The sequence below is a fragment of the Candidatus Blochmannia sansabeanus (nom. nud.) genome, assembly GCF_059935345.1.
Map to the genome: position 1 here is coordinate 686,017 of NZ_CP011795.1, position 19,841 is coordinate 705,857.

At 28.5% G+C, this 19,841-nt stretch carries 18 protein-coding genes; 2 read left to right on the forward strand and 16 right to left on the reverse strand.

The features are described from left to right. Positions 1 to 254: 254 nt before the first annotated feature. From rplL to aroK, 15 genes are all read right to left on the reverse strand, one after another. Entirely contained in the window at positions 255 to 626 is a 372-nt protein-coding gene (gene rplL, locus Bsans602_RS02895; RefSeq protein ID WP_500837019.1) for a 50S ribosomal protein L7/L12, read from the reverse strand. Between the two features lie 87 nt (positions 627 to 713). Next, positions 714 to 1,211, reverse strand: a complete 498-nt coding sequence (rplJ, locus tag Bsans602_RS02900) for a 50S ribosomal protein L10 (RefSeq protein ID WP_500837020.1) — start codon at positions 1,209 to 1,211, stop codon at positions 714 to 716. Between the two features lie 323 nt (positions 1,212 to 1,534). Continuing rightward, on the reverse strand, positions 1,535 to 2,236 hold the full coding sequence (rplA, locus tag Bsans602_RS02905) for a 50S ribosomal protein L1 (protein WP_500837021.1): 702 nt from the start codon (positions 2,234 to 2,236) through the stop codon (positions 1,535 to 1,537). Between the two features lies 1 nt (position 2,237). Continuing rightward, positions 2,238 to 2,666 (reverse strand): 50S ribosomal protein L11, encoded by a 429-nt coding sequence (gene rplK / locus Bsans602_RS02910; RefSeq protein WP_500837022.1) that lies wholly within the window; start codon positions 2,664 to 2,666, stop codon positions 2,238 to 2,240. A 143-nt stretch (positions 2,667 to 2,809) separates the two neighbouring features. Further along, entirely contained in the window at positions 2,810 to 3,355 is a 546-nt protein-coding gene (nusG, locus tag Bsans602_RS02915; RefSeq protein WP_500837023.1) for a transcription termination/antitermination protein NusG, read from the reverse strand. Position 3,356: 1 nt separating this feature from the next. Next, positions 3,357 to 3,734 (reverse strand): preprotein translocase subunit SecE, encoded by a 378-nt coding sequence (gene secE, locus Bsans602_RS02920; protein ID WP_500837024.1) that lies wholly within the window; start codon positions 3,732 to 3,734, stop codon positions 3,357 to 3,359. 64 nt (positions 3,735 to 3,798) lie between these two features. Further along, positions 3,799 to 4,983, reverse strand: coding sequence for an elongation factor Tu (gene tuf, locus Bsans602_RS02925; protein ID WP_500837025.1), 1,185 nt, complete (start codon positions 4,981 to 4,983; stop codon positions 3,799 to 3,801). A 61-nt stretch (positions 4,984 to 5,044) separates the two neighbouring features. After that, positions 5,045 to 7,162, reverse strand: coding sequence for an elongation factor G (gene fusA / locus Bsans602_RS02930; RefSeq protein ID WP_500837026.1), 2,118 nt, complete (start codon positions 7,160 to 7,162; stop codon positions 5,045 to 5,047). A 194-nt stretch (positions 7,163 to 7,356) separates the two neighbouring features. After that, positions 7,357 to 7,827 (reverse strand): 30S ribosomal protein S7, encoded by a 471-nt coding sequence (gene rpsG, locus Bsans602_RS02935; RefSeq protein ID WP_500837027.1) that lies wholly within the window; start codon positions 7,825 to 7,827, stop codon positions 7,357 to 7,359. Positions 7,828 to 7,983: 156 nt separating this feature from the next. Beyond that, positions 7,984 to 8,355 (reverse strand): 30S ribosomal protein S12, encoded by a 372-nt coding sequence (rpsL, locus tag Bsans602_RS02940; RefSeq protein WP_500837028.1) that lies wholly within the window; start codon positions 8,353 to 8,355, stop codon positions 7,984 to 7,986. A gap of 1,993 nt (positions 8,356 to 10,348) precedes the next feature. Further along, positions 10,349 to 10,963 (reverse strand): anthranilate synthase component II, encoded by a 615-nt coding sequence (locus Bsans602_RS02945; protein WP_500837029.1) that lies wholly within the window; start codon positions 10,961 to 10,963, stop codon positions 10,349 to 10,351. A 193-nt stretch (positions 10,964 to 11,156) separates the two neighbouring features. Continuing rightward, positions 11,157 to 12,158: a tryptophan--tRNA ligase gene (gene trpS / locus Bsans602_RS02950; RefSeq protein ID WP_500837401.1), complete on the reverse strand. Its 1,002-nt coding sequence runs from the start codon at positions 12,156 to 12,158 to the stop codon at positions 11,157 to 11,159. Between the two features lie 239 nt (positions 12,159 to 12,397). Beyond that, the gene (gene rpe / locus Bsans602_RS02955; protein ID WP_500837030.1) at positions 12,398 to 13,066 is read right to left on the reverse strand and encodes a ribulose-phosphate 3-epimerase; all 669 of its coding nucleotides are present in this window, start codon (positions 13,064 to 13,066) and stop codon (positions 12,398 to 12,400) included. A 374-nt stretch (positions 13,067 to 13,440) separates the two neighbouring features. Next, positions 13,441 to 14,526, reverse strand: a complete 1,086-nt coding sequence (aroB, locus tag Bsans602_RS02960) for a 3-dehydroquinate synthase (protein WP_500837031.1) — start codon at positions 14,524 to 14,526, stop codon at positions 13,441 to 13,443. A 52-nt stretch (positions 14,527 to 14,578) separates the two neighbouring features. Then, on the reverse strand, positions 14,579 to 15,115 hold the full coding sequence (gene aroK, locus Bsans602_RS02965) for a shikimate kinase AroK (protein ID WP_500837402.1): 537 nt from the start codon (positions 15,113 to 15,115) through the stop codon (positions 14,579 to 14,581). 1,458 nt (positions 15,116 to 16,573) lie between these two features. Here aroK and Bsans602_RS02970 point away from each other — a divergent pair. After that, positions 16,574 to 17,164: an NfuA family Fe-S biogenesis protein gene (locus tag Bsans602_RS02970; protein ID WP_500837403.1), complete on the forward strand. Its 591-nt coding sequence runs from the start codon at positions 16,574 to 16,576 to the stop codon at positions 17,162 to 17,164. 176 nt (positions 17,165 to 17,340) lie between these two features. Here the strand turns inward: Bsans602_RS02970 and asd are convergent, their stop codons facing one another. Next, a complete protein-coding gene (gene asd, locus Bsans602_RS02975; RefSeq protein WP_500837032.1) occupies positions 17,341 to 18,450 on the reverse strand; it encodes an aspartate-semialdehyde dehydrogenase in 1,110 nt (369 codons plus the stop codon). A gap of 267 nt (positions 18,451 to 18,717) precedes the next feature. On the opposite strand from asd, the gene Bsans602_RS02980 reads away from it, so the two are divergent. Beyond that, positions 18,718 to 19,311, forward strand: a complete 594-nt coding sequence (locus Bsans602_RS02980) for a YhgN family NAAT transporter (protein WP_500837033.1) — start codon at positions 18,718 to 18,720, stop codon at positions 19,309 to 19,311. Positions 19,312 to 19,841: the final 530 nt, after the last annotated feature.

Genomic DNA, 19,841 nt, shown 5'->3' on the forward strand with positions numbered 1-19,841 from the left:
TTAATATGGATGATTGTTTTTCAAGAAATAAGTTAGCTGCTATATTATAACCTAACATATAGTAGTAAATTTACTGTATATATTATTTTGAACGTAGATGTACATATATAAAATACTTGTGCGTTTTTGCAGTTGAAATACATAAAATATTGAAATATCATCATTTTATGTTGTTTAAAATTAAACATCATTTTGATGTTAATAACATACAGTTTATAGTCAACAACCAATAGAAAAGTATTATTGGTTTATTTCTATTTAATTTCAACGGTTGCGCCTGCTGTTTCTAAAGTTTTTTTTAAGGTTTCAGCATCATCTTTATTTATTGATTCTTTTAAAATTACGGGTGCAGATTCTACTAATTCTTTTGCTTCTTTTAGCCCTAGTCCAGTAATACTTCGTACAGTTTTAATTACAGGAATTTTGTTGTTGCCAATGGCGGTTAAAAAAACATTAAATTCGGTTTGTTCTTTTATAGGTGGCTCTGATGCATCGGGTTGTTCAACAGTGACTAATGAAGCAGTAGACACTCCAAATTTTTCTTCCATCATAGAAGTTAATTTAACTATTTCCACAACAGACATATTGGAAATAGCATCTAAAATTTGTTCTTTTGTGAGAGACATAAAAATTTCCAAAAATATAAAATATTAAAGAGGATTACATAATCAAATTACTATTTATTAAAAAATAGTATAAATATTTTTAATAAATTATAATCTCGTTTTTTGATTAGATAATACGTATAAAACTCGTATTAAATTGCCTATACTACTTGTTTTCATAATTGTCATTAATCTGGAAATAGCTTCTTCATGATTGGGTAAATCAGATAATAGATTAATTTTTGATGCGGGAATAAATTTACCCTCAAAAGCAGCGCCTTTTATTTTAAAATGTTTATGATTTTTATTAAATTTTACGAAAATACGTGCAGCATCACGAGGTTGATGCATAGAAAATGCGATAATGTTTTGTCCTATTAAAATATCTTGCAAACATGATAAGGACGTATGTTCTACTACTTTCCGCATTAACGTATTGCGAACTACATGTATGTAGACTTTAAGATTACGCGCTTCTTTTCGCAATTTGGTTACTTCATTTACAGTAACACCATCTAGAGAAGCTACTACTGCTGATAAAGATTTTTTAGCTGTTTCGTGTATCTTACAAACAATTTCTTCTTTTTTTTGTAGGTTTAATACCATAAAACAACGCCTTGATTTGATTTAATATGTATTTATTATGTATTGGAACATTAAGTTAAAGCATATACATCAATATATTAAAGATTACGGTATTAAAATGCTAAATGAAATATTTTTGCAAGAAAATTATCTTCTTTATAAGATGAGCAAGCAATCGTATTATTTTAATTGCATCAATTGGTAACGATAATTACCTTATAAATACTATACCGCATATTTAATATATTTAATACTACAATTACAAATACTCTAACTTGACAGAGTTTAGACTAATTTCTAAATCATGTAAAGAATCTATTAATAAAAACGCATTAATATCATAGTTAATGTGTAATAAATAGAGTATTTTGATCAATAGATACAGACCTACCCATAGTGGTAGAAAGAGTTATCTTTTTTATGTATGTTCCTTTAAATATTACTGGCTTGACTTGTCTTAAAGATACTATTAATGCTTCTAAATTCTCCTTAAGTTTTATGGTATCAAAATTAATTCTACCAATGGTGGAATGAATAATGCCATGTTTGTCATTTTTATAACGTATCTGTCCTAATTTAATATTTTTAACTGATTCTTCCACATTATTAGATATAGTACCCATTTTAAGATTTGGCATTAAACCTTTTGGTCCTAAAATGGGACCCAATTTACTTACTACATGCATTACGTCAGGAGATGCAATAACTACATCTAATCGGTACTTTCCTGTTTTTATTTCATCAGATAAATCATCTAATCCAACTAAATCAGCTCCAGCATTTTTGGCTAATAAAATATTATCTCCTTGTGTAAAAACAGCAATGCGAACATCACGGCCAATACCATGTGGTAAAATTACATTACTACGTATGTTTTGATCAGATTTACGTGCATCAATTCCTAAATTAATAGCGACATCAACACTTTCAATAAATTTAACTTTTGTATTTTTTTTTAATAATTGTAATCCATCTGTCACAGAATACTGCACAGATGTATCTACATAACTCTGTATTATACGCATTCTTTTGCTTAATTTGCTCATATTAATCTTCCACTTTTAATCCCATAGAATGAGCTGTACCTATGATAGAACGTGATATTGATTCAATATTAGAACCTGTCATATCAACAGCTTTAATTTTTGCGATTTCATAAATTTGAGTACGCGATACCTTACCAATATTTATTATATTTGGCTTTTCAGATCCAGATTGAATACTTGCAGCTTTTTTTAATAATACTGAAGCAGGAGGGGTTTTAGTAATAAATGAAAAAGAACGATCAGTATAAACGGTAATGATGACTGGAATCGGTAGTCCTGTTTCAAGTTTTTCAGTTTTTGTATTAAATTCTCTACAAAATTCCATAATATTAACTCCTTGTTGGCCTAAAGCAGGTCCAATAGGAGGACTAGGATTAGCAGCTCCTGCAGAAATTTGTAGTTTAATACAGGCTTGTACTTTTTTAACCATATTAATCGTCCCTAGCAATAAAATTAACAACACTTTCTTTTTATTTATTTTACATTCGTTTATTATTTAAACATAAACAAAAAGAGTAATTATTTTTATCGTTATACTTACATGTATAACTCTTTTAATACATGATTTTTAAATTAAGATTTTTCAACTTGAGAAAAATCCAATTCTACCGGAGTGGCTCGTCCAAAGATAGAAACTGATACTTTTAAACGATTTTTTTCATAATCTACTTCTTCTACTACCGCATTAAAATCAGAAAAAGGGCCATTGCTGACTCGGATAAGTTCTCCAGGTTCAAACAATGTTTTGGGGCGGGGCTTATCTCCTATTTGTTGTAGTCGATGGATAATATCATTAACTTCTTTATCTCCAATAGGAGCAGGTTTATCGCATGTTCCTCCAACGAAACCCATAACACGCGGAACACTTTTTACTAAATGCCAACTAGAATCGTTCATTATCATTTGTACTAATACATAACCAGGAAAAAATTTTCGTTCGCTTTTCCTACGTTGTCCAGCGCGCATTTCTACTACCTCTTCTGTTGGGATCATGATTTCACCAAACATTGTATCCATTTTGTGTAGTTTAATATACTCACGCAAAGAATGAGCTACGCGATTTTCAAATCCAGAAAATGCTTGAATGACATACCAATTTTTTTTTAAAGTATCGGTCATATTATAACCTCAGACTAAATGATATCAGATAAACTAAAATAGTATCTAATCCCCATAACAATAATGATATAACTATAGTTACTCCTATTACAATTAAAGTAGTATTGAATCCATCCCGGTAAGTAGGCCATACTACTTTTCGTAATTCAGTATGTGAATCATTTCCAAATATAATTATTAGTTTTCCTATTTTAGTAGTTGAGGTGATGTATGTAGCAATAGTAATAATAATAAAAATTACTACACCTCTTATGAAAGCATTATAATCACGATATAGATAGTTGCCAATGATAGACGTTAATACTAATCCTATAACGCTGATCCATTTAGTTGCTTCCAATATATATATTTTTTTTTTATTTTTATTTTCTATATGCATACCAAAACATTACTGTATTTGTGTAATATAACTGTATTACCACTGTATTTATCAAATTGCGTAATTAAGATATAATTTTAGATACAATACCAGCTCCTATGGTACGGCCTCCTTCTCTAATAGCGAACCGAAGGCCGTCGTTCATAGCTATTGGAGCAATTAAAGTAACAATCATTTTAATGTTATCTCCAGGCATGACCATATCTACTCCTTCTGGTAATTCAATAGCACCAGTGACATCTGTAGTACGAAAGTAAAATTGGGGGCGATAACCCTTAAAAAATGGTGTATGTCTTCCTCCTTCATCTTTGTTAAGAATATATACTTCCGATTCAAAATGAGAATGAGGTTTGATATGTCCAGGCTTAGATAATACTTGACCACGTTCGACTTCGTCTCGTTTAGTACCACGTAACAAAATACCAACATTTTCTCCAGCACGTCCTTCGTCTAATAACTTTCTAAACATTTCTACTCCAGTACATGTGGTTTTTATTGTATTTTTTATGCCGACAATCTCCATTTCTTCTCCTACTTTTATAATACCACGTTCAATACGGCCTGTTACGACTGTGCCTCGACCGGAAATAGAAAATACATCTTCAATAGGTAATAAAAATGGTTGATCTACAGCCCGTTCGGGTTCTGGAATATAATTGTCTAATACATCTGATAATTCCAAAATCTTGTTAGACCATATTTCTTCGCCTTCTAATGCTTTTAAAGCAGATCCACGAATAATTGGTGTATTTTCCCCTGGGAAATCATATTGAGATAGTAATTCTCGCATTTCCATTTCAACTAATTCTAATAATTCCTCATCATTAACCATATCGCATTTATTCATAAATACAATTATGTGAGGGACCCCTACTTGTCTGGCTAATAAAATATGCTCGCGGGTTTGGGGCATAGGCCCATCAGTGGCAGCTACTACTAATATTGCTCCATCCATTTGTGCAGCTCCAGTAATCATATTTTTTACGTAATCAGCATGTCCGGGGCAGTCAACATGTGCGTAATGGCGATGTGCAGTATCATATTCGACATGAGAAGTATTTATAGTAATTCCTCGCGCTTTTTCTTCTGGAGCATTGTCAATTTGATCAAAAGCACGCGCGCAGCCGCCATACTGTTTGGACAAAACAGTAGTTATAGCGGCAGTTAGAGTAGTTTTCCCGTGGTCTACATGACCAATGGTTCCTACATTAATATGTGGTTTTACGCGTTTAAATTTTTCTTTGGACACCTCTAGACTCCTTAAATCTTTTTATAGTTTTTTTAAAAATGATTAAATATAAATACTATTATTACTTAGTTTGACGAGAATTTATAATAATTTGAGCTATATTATTGGGTACTTCATTATATTTTAAAAATTCCATGGAATAACAAGCGCGTCCTTGAGTTTGTGAACGTAGACTAGTAGCATAACCAAACATGTCTGATAAAGGAACTTGAGCGCAAATTATTTTTCCACCAATGGTAGAGTTTTCTAAACCACTAATTATACCTCGACGACGATTTAAATCTGCAATAACATCTCCCATATAATCTTCGGGTGTTTCAATTTCTACATGCATAATAGGCTCTAATAATACGGGATTGGCTTTCATAAACCCTTCTTTAAACGCTATAGATCCTGCTATTTTAAATGCTATTTCTGAAGAATCAACTTCGTGATAAGAACCATCAAAAATAGTTACACAAATATTCACAATTGGATATCCTGCAAGAATTCCATTACTTATTTGTTCTTGTACGCCTTTATCTACAGCAGGTATATATTCCTTGGGGATAGCACCTCCTACAATTTTGTTTAAAAATTTATAATTTTCTTCTTCTTCTTTTGGATACATAGGTTCGATACGTAACCACACATGACCAAATTGACCTCTACCTCCTGATTGACGAATAAATTTACCTTCTTGTGTTACACTAGTACGAATGGTTTCACGATATGCAACTTGAGGTTTTCCTACATTAGCTTCAACATTAAATTCTCTCCTCATACGTTCTACGAGAATTTCTAAATGCAATTCACCCATTCCGGCAATAATAGTCTGACCAGAGTCTTTATCGATCCATACACGAAATGATGGGTCTTCTTGAGCTAGACGAGTTAAAGCTAAACTCATTTTATCTTGATCTGCTTTAGTTTTAGCTTCGACCATTACAGAAATAACTGGTTCTGGAAATTCCATACGTTCAAGGATAATTGGTGAAAATGGGTCACATAAGGTATCTCCAGTATCAACATCTTTTAGACCAATAGCTGCAGCAATATCTCCTGCATGAACAGCTTTAATTTCTTCTCTTTTATTTGCATGCATTTGTACAATGCGACCGAATCGTTCACGTTTTTCTTTTGTAGGGTTTAAAACATTATCTCCGGAACTTACGACCCCTGAATACACTCTAAAAAAAGTTAAGTTTCCCACAAATGGATCAGTAGCTATTTTAAATGCTAAAGCTGAAAATGGTTCGTTGTCATTAGCGTGGCGTTTAATTTGAGTAGATCCGTCTTTTAATACACCTGTAATAGATGTTATGTCACTTGGAGATGGTAAATATTCTATAACAGCATCTAACATTGCTTGCACTCCTTTGTTTTTAAAAGCAGATCCACATGTTACTAGTATAATTTCATTATTTAATACTCTTTGACGTAATGCTTGTTTAATTTCTTTTTCTGTCAATTGATGTTTGTTAGACAAATATTTATCCATTAATTCTTCAGATTCTTCAACAGCAGATTCTATTAAATGTTTATGCCATATATCTGATAGTTCTATTAAATTTTCAGGTATTTTGCTATAAACAAAAGTGACGCCTTGATCAGATTCATTCCAATGAATTGCTTTCATTTTGATTAAATCGATAATTCCAGTAAATTTGTCTTCTGAGCCTACAGCTAATTGAATAGGTACAGGATTTGCAAATAATCTAGTTTTTAATTGTTCTACAACTCGTAGATAATCTGCGCCTACTCGATCCATTTTATTTACAAACGCAATACGTGGTACTTTATATTTATTTGCTTGACGCCATACAGTTTCAGATTGAGGTTGTACTCCTCCTACGGCACAATAAATCATTACTGCACCGTCAAGGACACGCATAGAGCGTTCTACCTCGATGGTAAAATCAACATGTCCAGGAGTATCTATTATATTAATACGATGTGAGTCGAATTGATTAGCCATACCTGACCAAAAACATGTAGTAGCTGCAGAAGTAATTGTTATTCCTCGCTCTTGTTCTTGTTCCATCCAGTCCATAGTTGCAGAACCAGTATGTACTTCTCCAATTTTATGATTTACACCTGTATAAAACAAAATGCGTTCAGTTGTAGTAGTTTTTCCGGCATCAATATGCGCACTTATTCCAATATTACGATACCGTACAATCGGTGTTACACGAGTCATTAATATCCTCAATAATATTTGTTATTATTCCCACAATAATGTCTGTTATATGTAAAATACTGTTTCTAAATTATCTTAGTATATTTAATATATTTAAGATAAACGAGACTTAGTAGTTAAATAATTGTTAAGAGTTTTTAAAACCTGAATGATACCATATATTTTGTGTATGTTGGTGCGATTGTGAGATGTAATTACCAACGATAATGAGCAAAAGCTTTATTAGATTCTGCAATACGATGTATTTCTTCACGTTTTTTAACAGCATTTCCTTTTCCTTCTGTGGCATCTAAAAATTCATTTGCTAAACGTAATTCCATAGATTGATCATTTCTTTTACGAGCAGCGTCAATAATCCATCGCATTGCTAAAGTATTTCTACGTATAAGACGTACTTCTACTGGTACTTGATAGGTAGAACCTCCAACACGTCTAGATTTTACTTCTACAATTGGACGTACATTATTTATAGCTGTTTCGAATGTTTCTAGACAATCTTTATTGGATTGCTTGAATAGAATATTTAAAGCGGAATATACTATTGTTTCTGCAATAGATTTTTTTCCGTTTAACATTAATAGATTAATAAATTTTGCTAATAGATCAGATCCAAATTTTGGATCTGGAAGAATATTTCGTTTTATAATGACGCGACGGCGTGGCATGAATTATAATTCCTCGTTAATTCATTGATATGATATTTAAATATAAAATTAATTGTTATGTGATTATAATCACGGTTAACTAATTACACCTTATGTTTGAAATTTTATTTAAATCAAAAGTAAAAAAGAGAGCCATTATATCTTTCGGTAATATTATTATTTTGGTTTTTTTGTTCCATATTTGGAACGACTTTGCTTACGGGCGTTGACTCCTGCACAGTCGAGTGCGCCACGGATGACATGATATCGGACACCTGGTAAATCTTTTACACGACCACCTCGAATTAAAATTGAAGCATGTTCCTGTAAATTATGACCTTCTCCTCCAATGTAGGAAGTCACTTCTAATCCGTTAGTCAAACGAACACGACATACTTTCCGTAATGCGGAATTTGGCTTTTTTGGGGTAGTAGTGTAAACGCGCATACATACTCCCCTTTTTTGTGGACAAGATTCTAATGCTGGCACGTTACTTTTAAAAGTTTTTGCGGTGCGCGCATTACGAACAAGCTGGTTAACCGTTGTCATTGTCACAATCTCCGATATTTTATGACTGAAATTATTTTAAATATATACAACTTAAATGTTATTTAAACGTAAATAACAACGCACGGTGCTGTTATTTCTACATTACCAATCCAATCGGAATTATATCATACCTGTTATGATTATTCATTTAGTTTAATATCTAAATATAGAATCATTTAAATATGAAAATATATAACAACACAATTATTTTTGCAATTTAATTGTTGAGAAACTAACGTATAATGATTTTCATTATTTGTAATAAGTAGAAGATAAAATATTAGTATCGATAGTAATAATAAATCTATTTAATTATATGGACTAGTGAGATAGTATAACATTTTACTCCAATATTATTATATTTTATTTTAAACAAACTATTTTTATTTAAGAAAAAAGATATTGAATTATCCTATTATTTTTTCTGTATCGTATCATTATAGCTATAATATAGATAGTAATTAGTAGATTTAATAATTTGCAGTTTTTTAATTTTTATCTATTTATATAAAACGAAAAGCAAATTAATTCATATTGAATATATGGATATATGTGATTCGAAGTGCGTTATATATTGAGAAACTCGCTTTTTTGAGGTTAGTAGATAATACCGGTTAGGGCAAGGGAAACAATAGAAATAAACAAAATAAATTTGACGAATAATGATTTCATAACTTTTACCTTTTTAAAGATAATTTTTATTTTAATGTGATGGTAGTATATTGCATGATTATTAGTTTTTATTATATTTAATTATTAAAATTAAATATTAGTTTATTAATAAATTAATATGTGTAAAATATGGTTGTTTATATATGTAATACTTTTAATTATAAGGTTATTTTGAGCATTTTATATAAGTGTGATTTTATTAAAAAATTTTATAAGTCATAATAGTAAAAATAAGATCTTGAAAAATAAACATTGATTATTTTAATATAGATAGATACGAATTAAGTAACATAATTTATACTATAATTGATAATTTTAAATCTAAATTTTTTAAATTAATATTTAAAATTGTTGATTTCTATTTGATTATATAAAATATTGATTATTAAAAATTTACTTTTTGATTTATTTTAGTTATATTTTGTTATTTTACACAATTTTATATTTATATATATAAATTACTATTAAACTTTAATAATATTTTTTATCAGAATATTACGTATTATATGTGAATACACTTTATTCTATTGCAATTAGTAATTGATATGTTTTGTTATTGTTTAATACTTAATATCTTGAGAATATTGGTTTTATATATGATGCTTAATAATTAGTTCAATGTGTATAGATTACAATTACTAATTTTTTCATTAATAAATTTAACGTTGAGGTTAAACGTAATTGACGATATTTAAGTAAAATTTAGTCTAAAATACATAAATTATATACAGTATAAAATAGTTCAATAAAATGCTATGCAGTATAGCATAAAACGTATATTAATTCAATTAAAAGCTGTTTTGATCTTTTTTAGCATCATGAACGATTAATAAAAAGTAAGATTTAAAAGTTAATTACTATGTTGTGATATTCTATGATTGATGTAATAATGTATGCATTGTCGTGCATTTTACGTAATATCAAAATTGTTGTTGTGCTACTATAAGATGTGTAGGATTGATATCTATACGTATTATTAACTAGAACAGAGATAAATTCACGCTGAAATTTCGAATAAACTGATGATAAAAAATATTTTATTTATATAGTAGTGACCAAGTGAAAAGATATATTTATTACATTTATAATTTATTTTATGGTTATAATAATGCGAGTTTTTGTAAAACTATAAAATTAGTTAAAAATTTTAGTATATAATTATGCATAAAATGACATATTAATTTTTAATAATTGATAATTAGTTATTTTATACAAATTTAATAATAAGTAGAATAATTACTTAAATTATATAATAAATATAACATTTGTTATATAAATTATTTTTAAGTTTTGGTTTTAATAAATTTACTTAATTTTTAATTTAATACTTCATGAAGTTGGCTAAAATATGATGTCCTTGTTCGCTTAATATACTTTCTGGATGAAACTGTACGCCTTCTATAGCTAATTTACAATGACGTATGCCCATGATTTCGCTACTATATTGATCATATTGGTTATTATTATAATCGGTATGTGTGTTACTGTTACTCCATGCGGTTATCTCTAAGCAACTTGGGATAGTATTTGAATCAATTACTAAGGAATGATATCGAACTACTTTTAAAGGTTGTATCACCTTGGTAAATATCCCACTTTCGTTATGGTGAATTAAAGATGTTTTGCCATGCATTATTTTTTGTGCAGATTTTAACTTAGCTCCGAAAAATTGAGCTATGGCTTGATGACCAAGGCACACTCCAAGAATAGGCAATTTATTATAAAAATAACAAATTGCCTCTAAAGAAATACCAGCATCATCTGGAGTACCAGGTCCAGGAGAAATAACTAAACGTTCGGGCGATAATTGTTCAATATCTATGACGCTTAAAGTGTCGTGTCTTCTAACTTCTACTATACCGCCCATTTCTCGAAAGTATTGGTAAAGATTCCAAGTAAAGGAATCGTAATTATCAATAATAAGAATTTTATTCATTATGAATTTATCATGATATTTAATTTATAATTAATTACATGTAATAATTTTTATTGTATTTATATTTTATAACTAATGTGGCACATTAGATTGGTAATCTTATGTGCGCTTGGAGTATCCATCTAAATAAAATTTTGGTATTTTGTTATAAAAATAATAATTTTATTAAATAGCGAAATTAATTGTTCATCAATTAACATTGAGTAAATCCCATTGCTTTATGTACTCTTTTTAAAATAATATTGGCTTGCTTTTTTGCTTTTTTTGCCCCCATATATAGTATATGACGTAATTTGTTTTCATTGATACGTTCAGTATAATAACGACTTTGTAGTTTTATCAACATCGATGATATTGATTGAATAATTTCATTCTTAAAATAAAGATATGTTTTCTTTTTGAACAATTCTTCTAAATATTTTATTGGTTGTTCATTTATTCCAGAAAGAATTTCTAATAAATTAGAAATTCCAGGTTTGTTAATGGGATCATATTTGATTACTGGAGGGTTATCAGTATCAGTAACAGCATGTCTAATTTTTTCTGATACTGTATTAATATTATCTAAAAGAGTAATAACATTGTTAGAATTATAATCTGATTTAGACATTTTTTTATTTGGCTCTAATAAAGACATGATACGAGAACCATATGTAGGAATAAATATTTCTGGAATTACAAAGATTGTACCATATTTATAATTAAAACGTTTAGCAATATTACGTGTTAATTCTAAATGTTGTTTTTGGTCTGATCCTACTGGAACTAAATTAGTTTGATACAATAGAATATCTGATGCCATTAGTACTGGATAGTTAAATAAACCGATATTAACACTGTCTTTTTGTTGTGCTAATTTTTCTTTAAATTGATTCATACGATTTAGTTCTCCAAAATATGTATAACAATTCAATAACCAGTTTAATTGACTATGTTCTGGAACGTGGGACTGAATAAATATAGTACTATTATTTGGGTCAATACCGCATGCTAAATATAAAGCTAATGTATCTAACGACGCCTTATTTAACTGATGTAAATTATTACAGTTTGTAGCTGAATGTAAATCTACTATGCAAAATATGCATTGATAATCATGTTGCATTTTTACCCATTGACGTATTGCGCCAATGTAGTTTCCAATGGTAAGTTGACCTGATGGTTGAGCTCCACTAAACACAATGGGTTTATTTATATGTCTATTTTCCATAGTTCTAAAGTAAAAATAGATAAAATATCTTATTATATTAAGACTTACGTACTATAATAAGATATTATACAGTTTTGTAGTTATATGAAAAGTGTGATTTTAACGTAAGATTATCTTATTAGTATTGTAGCATCAAACAATCTCCATCTTAAATAGAGGAGCTATTTAAGATATACGATATTTTCTTTTAATTTTTTAATAAAATAATATAGTCAGTGTTTTTATTATTGATTTGATAAAATAGAACGAATACTATGTATGGTTTCGTAATAATTTGAAGACCCAAAAATAGCCGATCCCATAATGAATGTGTTTGCGCCAGCTTCTAAAATTGAACGTATGTTTTTTATGTTAATTCCTCCATCTACTGCTAAATCAATATTATAGTTGGTATGGTCTATTAATTTACGTGTTTGGTTTATTTTATTTAAAATTGTAGGAATAAATGATTGTCCGCTAAATCCAGGGTTGACTGACATTAATATAATGATATCAATTTTATGCATTACATATTCCAAATAACTGAGAGTAGTGCTAGGGTTGAAAACTAAGCCTGCTTTACAACCATGTTCCCTAATTAATTGTAATGATCGGTCAACATGTTTTGTTGCTTCTGGATGAAAACTAATATGCGTTGCTCCAACGGAAGCAAAATCTAATATTAATTGATCTATTGGTTTAGCCATTAAATGAACATCAATAGGGATACTAATTCCATAACTACGTAGTGATTGTAATACCATGGATCCTATGCTTAAATTAGGAACATAATGATTATCCATAACATCAAAATGTAACAAATCTGCGCCAGCAGATATGACGTTAGTTACATCTTCTCCCAATTTAGCAAAATTAGCTGATAAAATCGATGGAGCTATTAAAAAACGTTTCATTAAGATTTCCAATTAAAATTGTCGTGCTACAAATATTAATTAATTTAAATAAATAAATTTTAATATTTATTAATTTTTATTTTAAATAAACTAAATAACAATCCACTTCTGATTGAAGTAATATTACTATCTGTATGTTAACAGTTTCTTTATACATATTTATGTGCTATGTAAGGAAAGATAAAAATTTTGTTTTTAAATAAGATTGAATATGTCTATATAACTGATAGTATTAAATTGATTTAGTTGTAGTTTTCACTTTATTTATATTGGAGCTATATTATAAATTTAAACTTATAACAGTTAGAAATAATTCGATAAAAATAGTAAAACATATAATAAAACCATGTGTTTTACTATTTTCTGGCATAGTTTTAGTTATAAGTGTCTTCAATAGATAGAGATACTAATTCATGATTTACATTAGAAATAGTCCTTACACACCCGATGGAGACAGGTAAAACTAAATTAAGTTGTCTTGATATTGATTTTTTGTCGCGTGTCATATATTTTAAATAATTTTTGGGTGTCATTTCTTTTGGGCCATGTATAGGCAGTCTAGCACGAATTAATAACTGTTTTATACGTTCTGCGGCGTTATAACTAAGTTGTCTTAAACGTAAAGCAGTATTTGTTGCTATCATGATTCCTGCAGCTACAGCTTCACCGTGAGACCATTGTGTATAATTTAAGTATGATTCAATTGCATGACCATAAGTATGTCCAAGATTAAGTGAGCTTCTAATACCTTGATCGTATTCATCAATGGAAATTATAGACGCTTTTAATTCGCAACAACGACGAATACAATACATCAGAGATGGTGCATTTAAAACTAATAAATCATCTAAATTAGATTCCAACCAATTAAAAAAATCGGAATCAAGAGCAATAGCATACTTAATGATTTCAGCTAATCCAGAAGAAAATTCTTTTACAGTTAATGTGTTCAAGACATCTAAATTAATAATGACAGCATTAGGTTGATGAAAAGCACCGATCATGTTTTTTCCGAGCACATGGTTGACCCCGGTTTTTCCGCCAATAGATGCATCTACTTGCGCAAGCAACGTTGTCGGGACTTGAATAAAACGTATCCCACGCTGGTATGTAGCAGCTGCAAATCCAGTAATATCTCCAATTACGCCGCCACCAAGTGCAATAAGTATTGTGCTACGATCGTAATGTTGTGTTAACAATTTAGTGAATATTTTATTTAATGTTATTAAAGTTTTATTTTGTTCTCCGTCTGGCAAAATTAATTGATCAGTAACAATACCTGCATGATTTAGTAGATTACATAATATATTTAAGTAAATTGGCGCTACTCGATCATTAGTTATTAACACTACTTTATCGCCAGCTTGTAGTGACCAAAAAGATGAAAAATGATCGAATAATTTATCTGATATGATAACTGGATAGCTTCGTTGATGCAATTTTATGATAATTTTTTCCATAATAAATTATGATAATTTTTAATAAAGAATAACTAATATATGATTTTAGGTGTTATATGGCATTTTGGTTACGAAAAATAATGATTTTATTAACAACGATTCTAATATTTTGTTCATCAGTAGATATTCTTATGTCTGCAATTTCTTCGTATAGTGGATTTCGTTCTTTAGCTAAAATTTCTAATAATTCACGAACATTTCCTGATATTGAAGATGATCTTAGTAATGGGCGTCTTTTATCATGTTGTGTTCGAATCAATTGTTTTTCAATAGTTGTTGTCAGGTATATTACCAACCCACGAGTAGAAAGATTATTTCGTGTTATGTTAGATTTAATCGAACCACCTCCAGTAGCTAATATAATTCCCTGTTTTTTTGTTAGTTCATCAATAATTTTTTCTTCACGATCTCGGAATCTAGATTCTCCCTCTACATCAAAAACCCAACTAATATTTGCACCAGTACGAGTTTCAATTTCTTGGTCAGAGTCAAAGAATTCCATATTTAATTGATTTGCTAATTGACGGCCAATGGTACTTTTTCCGGCTCCCATAGGCCCAATTAAAAAAATATTATGTCTTTTTAATATATTATTATTATTATTATATGAAAATAACTTCTTCATCGTATATATTTCATCGTTTTTATGAAGATCCAATTAAATTAATTTAGAGGTATACAATATAAAATAAGAAATACTTTTTATTTGTGTTTTTATAAATATATGTTTGGTGTATGATAATACACTGATTATAATAATTTTGTTAATTGTTTAATGTATAATAACATGCTATTATTGTAATACAAATTTTTATTCAGATACAATGAGAAACTTATTTATTATAGTATATAATTATAATTAATGATAAGTATATGGATATATATCAATACAAGTATATATTTAATTTAGTTCTATATCGACAGATGTATTATACATCTAAAAATAAATGCTATTTTTATTTAGTTTTATACGTGTATGTACAAGATTATGTCAATTTCTTACAAAGATAATTTTGATTTAAATTAGTAATTATTGTATTTAATATGTTAGAAATATAAACGGATTGTATTATGTTGTATGGAGATAAATGATATACTTAAAAAATATTATATATATTTCCATAGCTTATAACTAATTTAATAATCGATAATTGAGCTTATTGGGACTGTGTTTATTTGGTTATTATACAATATGAAAATAAGTATTAATTATCAGCCTATATATCGTTACAAATATAAGTCGCAAGCATATATCTTTATTTAAATTAAATATGTAAAAAGTGAAAATTATTTGCATACTATATGTCTTTAGCATTAGTTTAGTGCATTTAGAATCGTAAAATATATAGTTCTAATAATTAGATAATTTTTAAACGTCTCAAGTAGAGTACTCTTACTCAAAAAGTAAGAGTACTCTACTTGAGACGAATCAAACAGGACGTAATTAGCTTCTTTAAAGACTAAAATTTACCATTACAATCTATTTTTTAATTTGCGTTAATTATATATTGTGGTATAAATCAATGTTTATTTGAAATTAATTGATTTTTCTAGAAAGAAATTTATAATGTGCGGTGTTTATATAGCATTCTTATGTTAGTAAAAATTATTATTTGTAGTAAAAACAAAAATTACAAATTTTATATTGATAAACTTAATATTTTATAAATTTTTTGACTGTTATTGTTTATGTTTTATATTGGCTAATAATTTAGACAGCAAAAAGTATAATTGTACTTTATTTTTGTTTGTTTTGATGGATAGTAAATTATCTTAAAGTATCAAATGGACAAATATATATTGTTGATAATTACAAAATTTATATGAGTTTCTTGTCTTTGGATGACTCGATACTTTGGAGTGAATTTATTGGGATAATTTAAAAAATTCATCTATGTGGTTTGAAATTTTCAGTTGATATTAAATATATAAAGTATATATTTAATATATTTAAAATACATATAAACTTAAATGCAAATGGTTTTGTATATAAAAATAAAAATTTTTAGTATTGTTTATGATAAATACTTTTGGTGTACATCATAAAATGATTAATGTAACTATTGGCGCACAAGAACATTTTGTTAGGATTTTAGAGAACAAAAAACCAGGTACTCAAATACGAGTGTTTGTAGTTGATCCGGGAACTGTTCATGCAAAATGTGGTATTTGTTTTTGTTCGCCAGAAGAATTTAAATCTAGTGATGTTATCATTGAATTTGAATTTTTTTCTATACATGTAGATCAATTGTGTGTCTCTTTTCTTAAGGATGCACGAATTGATGTTATAGTTAATGAGTTAGGCCATCAGCTTACTATTATGGCTCCTAATGCTACTAAAAAATACAATAATACAGAAGAAAGTATGAGTAATGATTCATTAGAAGATAAAGTAAGACATATATTACAATTTAGAATTAATCCGCAATTAGAGATGCATGGCGGTAGTGTATCTTTGGTACGTATCACTAAAGATTTGTTAGTTGTCATTAAATTTTATGGCGGATGTAATGGATGTGCCATGGCTAGCTACACTATAAAAGAAGGTATAGAAACCACTTTAAAGAACTTATTTCCAGAATTAAAAGGAGTGCTAGATATTACCCAGCATCAGCATGATATACATTCTTATTACTAAATATAAGTGTTGTATTGTTTAATTTAAAAAAGATTTAACTGTGGTAGTTGTGATGTTGATTATAATAAACTGGTCTATTTAGAATTTTAATACTTATAGTATATTTTTATTTTAATTCATTTTTAATATTAACATCATGCTATGATTGTACATGATAGAGCAACTTTGAGACAAACTTATAGTAGCTGACGTAACATCCTTCTTAATGGTTCTGCTGCTCCCCAAAGCAATTGATCGCCAACGCTAAAAGCTGAAATATATTTGTTGCCTGTATGTTGTAGTTTGCGTAATCGACCGATTGGTATTTTGAGCGTTCCAGATACCATAATAGGAGTTAAATTTTCTAGTGATTGTTTCATATTATTTGGAATAACTTCCACCCATTCATTATGGGACTGAATTAATTCTTCTATTTCTGAAAGACACAGATCCTTTTTAAGTTTCAAGACAAATGCTTGACTATGACAACGTAATGATCCAACACGCACGCATAAACTATCTACTGTTATATTTTCAGAAGTATTGAGAATTTTATTAGTTTCTGCTTGACCTTTCCATTCTTCTTGAGTTTGACCGGCGCACATGTAATTACCAATCCATGGAATAACATTCCCCACTAAAGGAACTTTAAAGCAATCTACTAATAACGAATCAGTTCTGCTAAATTTAGTAATTGTATGTTCAATATCTAGAATAGTAGTCGTAGAGGATGTTAAGCAGTCAGTTACTGTATTGTATACTTGACCCATTTGTATTAATAGTTCACGCATGGCGCGCGCTCCATATCCAGAAGCTGCTTGATAGGTGGATGCAAAAACCCATTCAATTAAATTTTGAGAAAATAATCCACCTAAAGACATTAACATTAAACTTACAGTGCAATTTCCACCTATAAATGTTTTAATGCCATTATTTAGACTTTGCTCTATGAATAATTGATTGACAGGATCTAAAATAATAATTGCATCATCATTCATTCTTAAAGATGAAGCACTATCAATCCAATATCCTTCCCATCTATTTTTTCTTAATTTTGGATAAATAATATTAGTATATGCGCTACCTTGACATGTAATGATAATATCTAAGGAGTTAAGAAGCTCTATATTATAAGCATCTTGTAAGAATGGTTCCTGTTTTCCCGGAATGATTGGAGCATGGGTTCCTATTTGGGACGTAGAAAGGAACGTTGAGTGAAAATAGCTAAAATCATGCTCTTCTTTCATACGATTCATTAATACTGAACCTACCATGCCTCTCCAACCAACAAACCCAACATTTTTCATCGTTTAGTCTCTCGATTATTATAAGTGTTGTTATTAAAATATATGTATTGTAAGTATTGTAAGTATTGTAAGTATTGTAAGTATTGTAAGATATTGAACATTTATTAAAAATATGCTGTATATTATAAAAATTGTTTGTACATAGTCTATACAAGCATACGCCATGAATAATTCAGTATAATGATGATACATGTATGACGATATTGTAATGTACTTTATAAAAATCGTGATGTATATAAAATATAAATAACTGTTAGGAAAATAATAATGAATGAAATGATATCAGCCACAGTTTTATTATTTTTAATTATGGATCCTATTGGAAATTTACCAATTTTTATGTCGATATTAAAAGATTTAGAGCCAAAACGGCGTCAAATTATAATAATTCGAGAGATGGTAATTGCTTTATTATTAATGTTAGGGTTTTTATTTGTTGGGGAACATATTTTAGTTTTTCTGAATTTGCACACAGAAACAGTTTCAATTTCTGGGGGTATTGTTTTATTTTTAATTGCTATAAAAATGATATTTCCTTCAGAAGATGGAAATAATACTGGTGTTTCAGAGGGAGAAGAACCCTTTTTAGTTCCACTTGCTATTCCTTTAGTTGCAGGTCCTTCAATTTTAGCAACATTATTGTTGCTGTCTCACCAATATCCTCAGCAAATTGATTTGTTAATTTTGTCATTAATTTTTGCTTGGGGGTTATCCATGTTAATTTTGATGCTATCTAATATATTTTCTCGTTTATTAGGAAGCAAAGGTATCAGTGCTTTGGAGAGATTAATGGGCTTATTATTAGTAATGATTTCCACTCAAATGTTACTTGATGGAATACATAGTTATTTATGTACATAATCGTTAGAATTATTGTGTACTATATAATCAGATTGCAATGTTCTTTAGTATTGGTTTAATCTTTTATAAATTACTTTGAATTGATAATAAAATTTTTAAAAGTTAAGTAGAACCAGATTTTGTCAATTTAATTTTGCTATATTTATAAAATATTTATTTTTTAAATAATAAATATTTCATTGAGGTAAAGTATCTAAAATAATAGTTTTTATATAAAACTTACAATTTTACACCTTAAATCAATTTTTGATAGAATACACATTATAATGTGTATTATAAACATGATATACAAATAATAGTTGGGTATTTTATACAAATATTTTTGGTAAAAATATTTGTATAAGCTTATTAATTAATGAAACCATAATTATAATTTTAATATTAAATGCTATTTAAACTAAAGAATATAGTGAGTATTTGTTAATATAGACATAGGATCGTTTATATTTGATATAGATCAAGCATATTAGTGACATTTTATAATGTAAAAGATGTAACTCTATAAGTTTTCGTGAAATATTGATTAAAAT

Coding starts and splice junctions, on each gene's coding strand:
- rpsG (WP_500837027.1), bottom strand. CDS start 7,827: ATGCCACGCCGTCGCGTCATTATAAAACGAAATATTCTTCCAGATCCA.
- fusA (WP_500837026.1), bottom strand. CDS start 7,162: ATGACTCGTGTAACACCGATTGTACGGTATCGTAATATTGGAATAAGT.
- rplJ (WP_500837020.1), bottom strand. CDS start 1,211: ATGGTATTAAACCTACAAAAAAAAGAAGAAATTGTTTGTAAGATACAC.
- rplA (WP_500837021.1), bottom strand. CDS start 2,236: ATGAGCAAATTAAGCAAAAGAATGCGTATAATACAGAGTTATGTAGAT.
- Bsans602_RS02970 (WP_500837403.1), top strand. CDS start 16,574: ATGATTAATGTAACTATTGGCGCACAAGAACATTTTGTTAGGATTTTA.
- Bsans602_RS02980 (WP_500837033.1), top strand. CDS start 18,718: ATGAATGAAATGATATCAGCCACAGTTTTATTATTTTTAATTATGGAT.
- nusG (WP_500837023.1), bottom strand. CDS start 3,355: ATGACCGATACTTTAAAAAAAAATTGGTATGTCATTCAAGCATTTTCT.
- rplL (WP_500837019.1), bottom strand. CDS start 626: ATGTCTCTCACAAAAGAACAAATTTTAGATGCTATTTCCAATATGTCT.
- asd (WP_500837032.1), bottom strand. CDS start 18,450: ATGAAAAATGTTGGGTTTGTTGGTTGGAGAGGCATGGTAGGTTCAGTA.
- secE (WP_500837024.1), bottom strand. CDS start 3,734: ATGCATATAGAAAATAAAAATAAAAAAAAAATATATATATTGGAAGCA.
- rpsL (WP_500837028.1), bottom strand. CDS start 8,355: ATGACAACGGTTAACCAGCTTGTTCGTAATGCGCGCACCGCAAAAACT.
- rpe (WP_500837030.1), bottom strand. CDS start 13,066: ATGAAACGTTTTTTAATAGCTCCATCGATTTTATCAGCTAATTTTGCT.
- aroB (WP_500837031.1), bottom strand. CDS start 14,526: ATGGAAAAAATTATCATAAAATTGCATCAACGAAGCTATCCAGTTATC.
- rplK (WP_500837022.1), bottom strand. CDS start 2,666: ATGGTTAAAAAAGTACAAGCCTGTATTAAACTACAAATTTCTGCAGGA.
- Bsans602_RS02945 (WP_500837029.1), bottom strand. CDS start 10,963: ATGAATAAAATTCTTATTATTGATAATTACGATTCCTTTACTTGGAAT.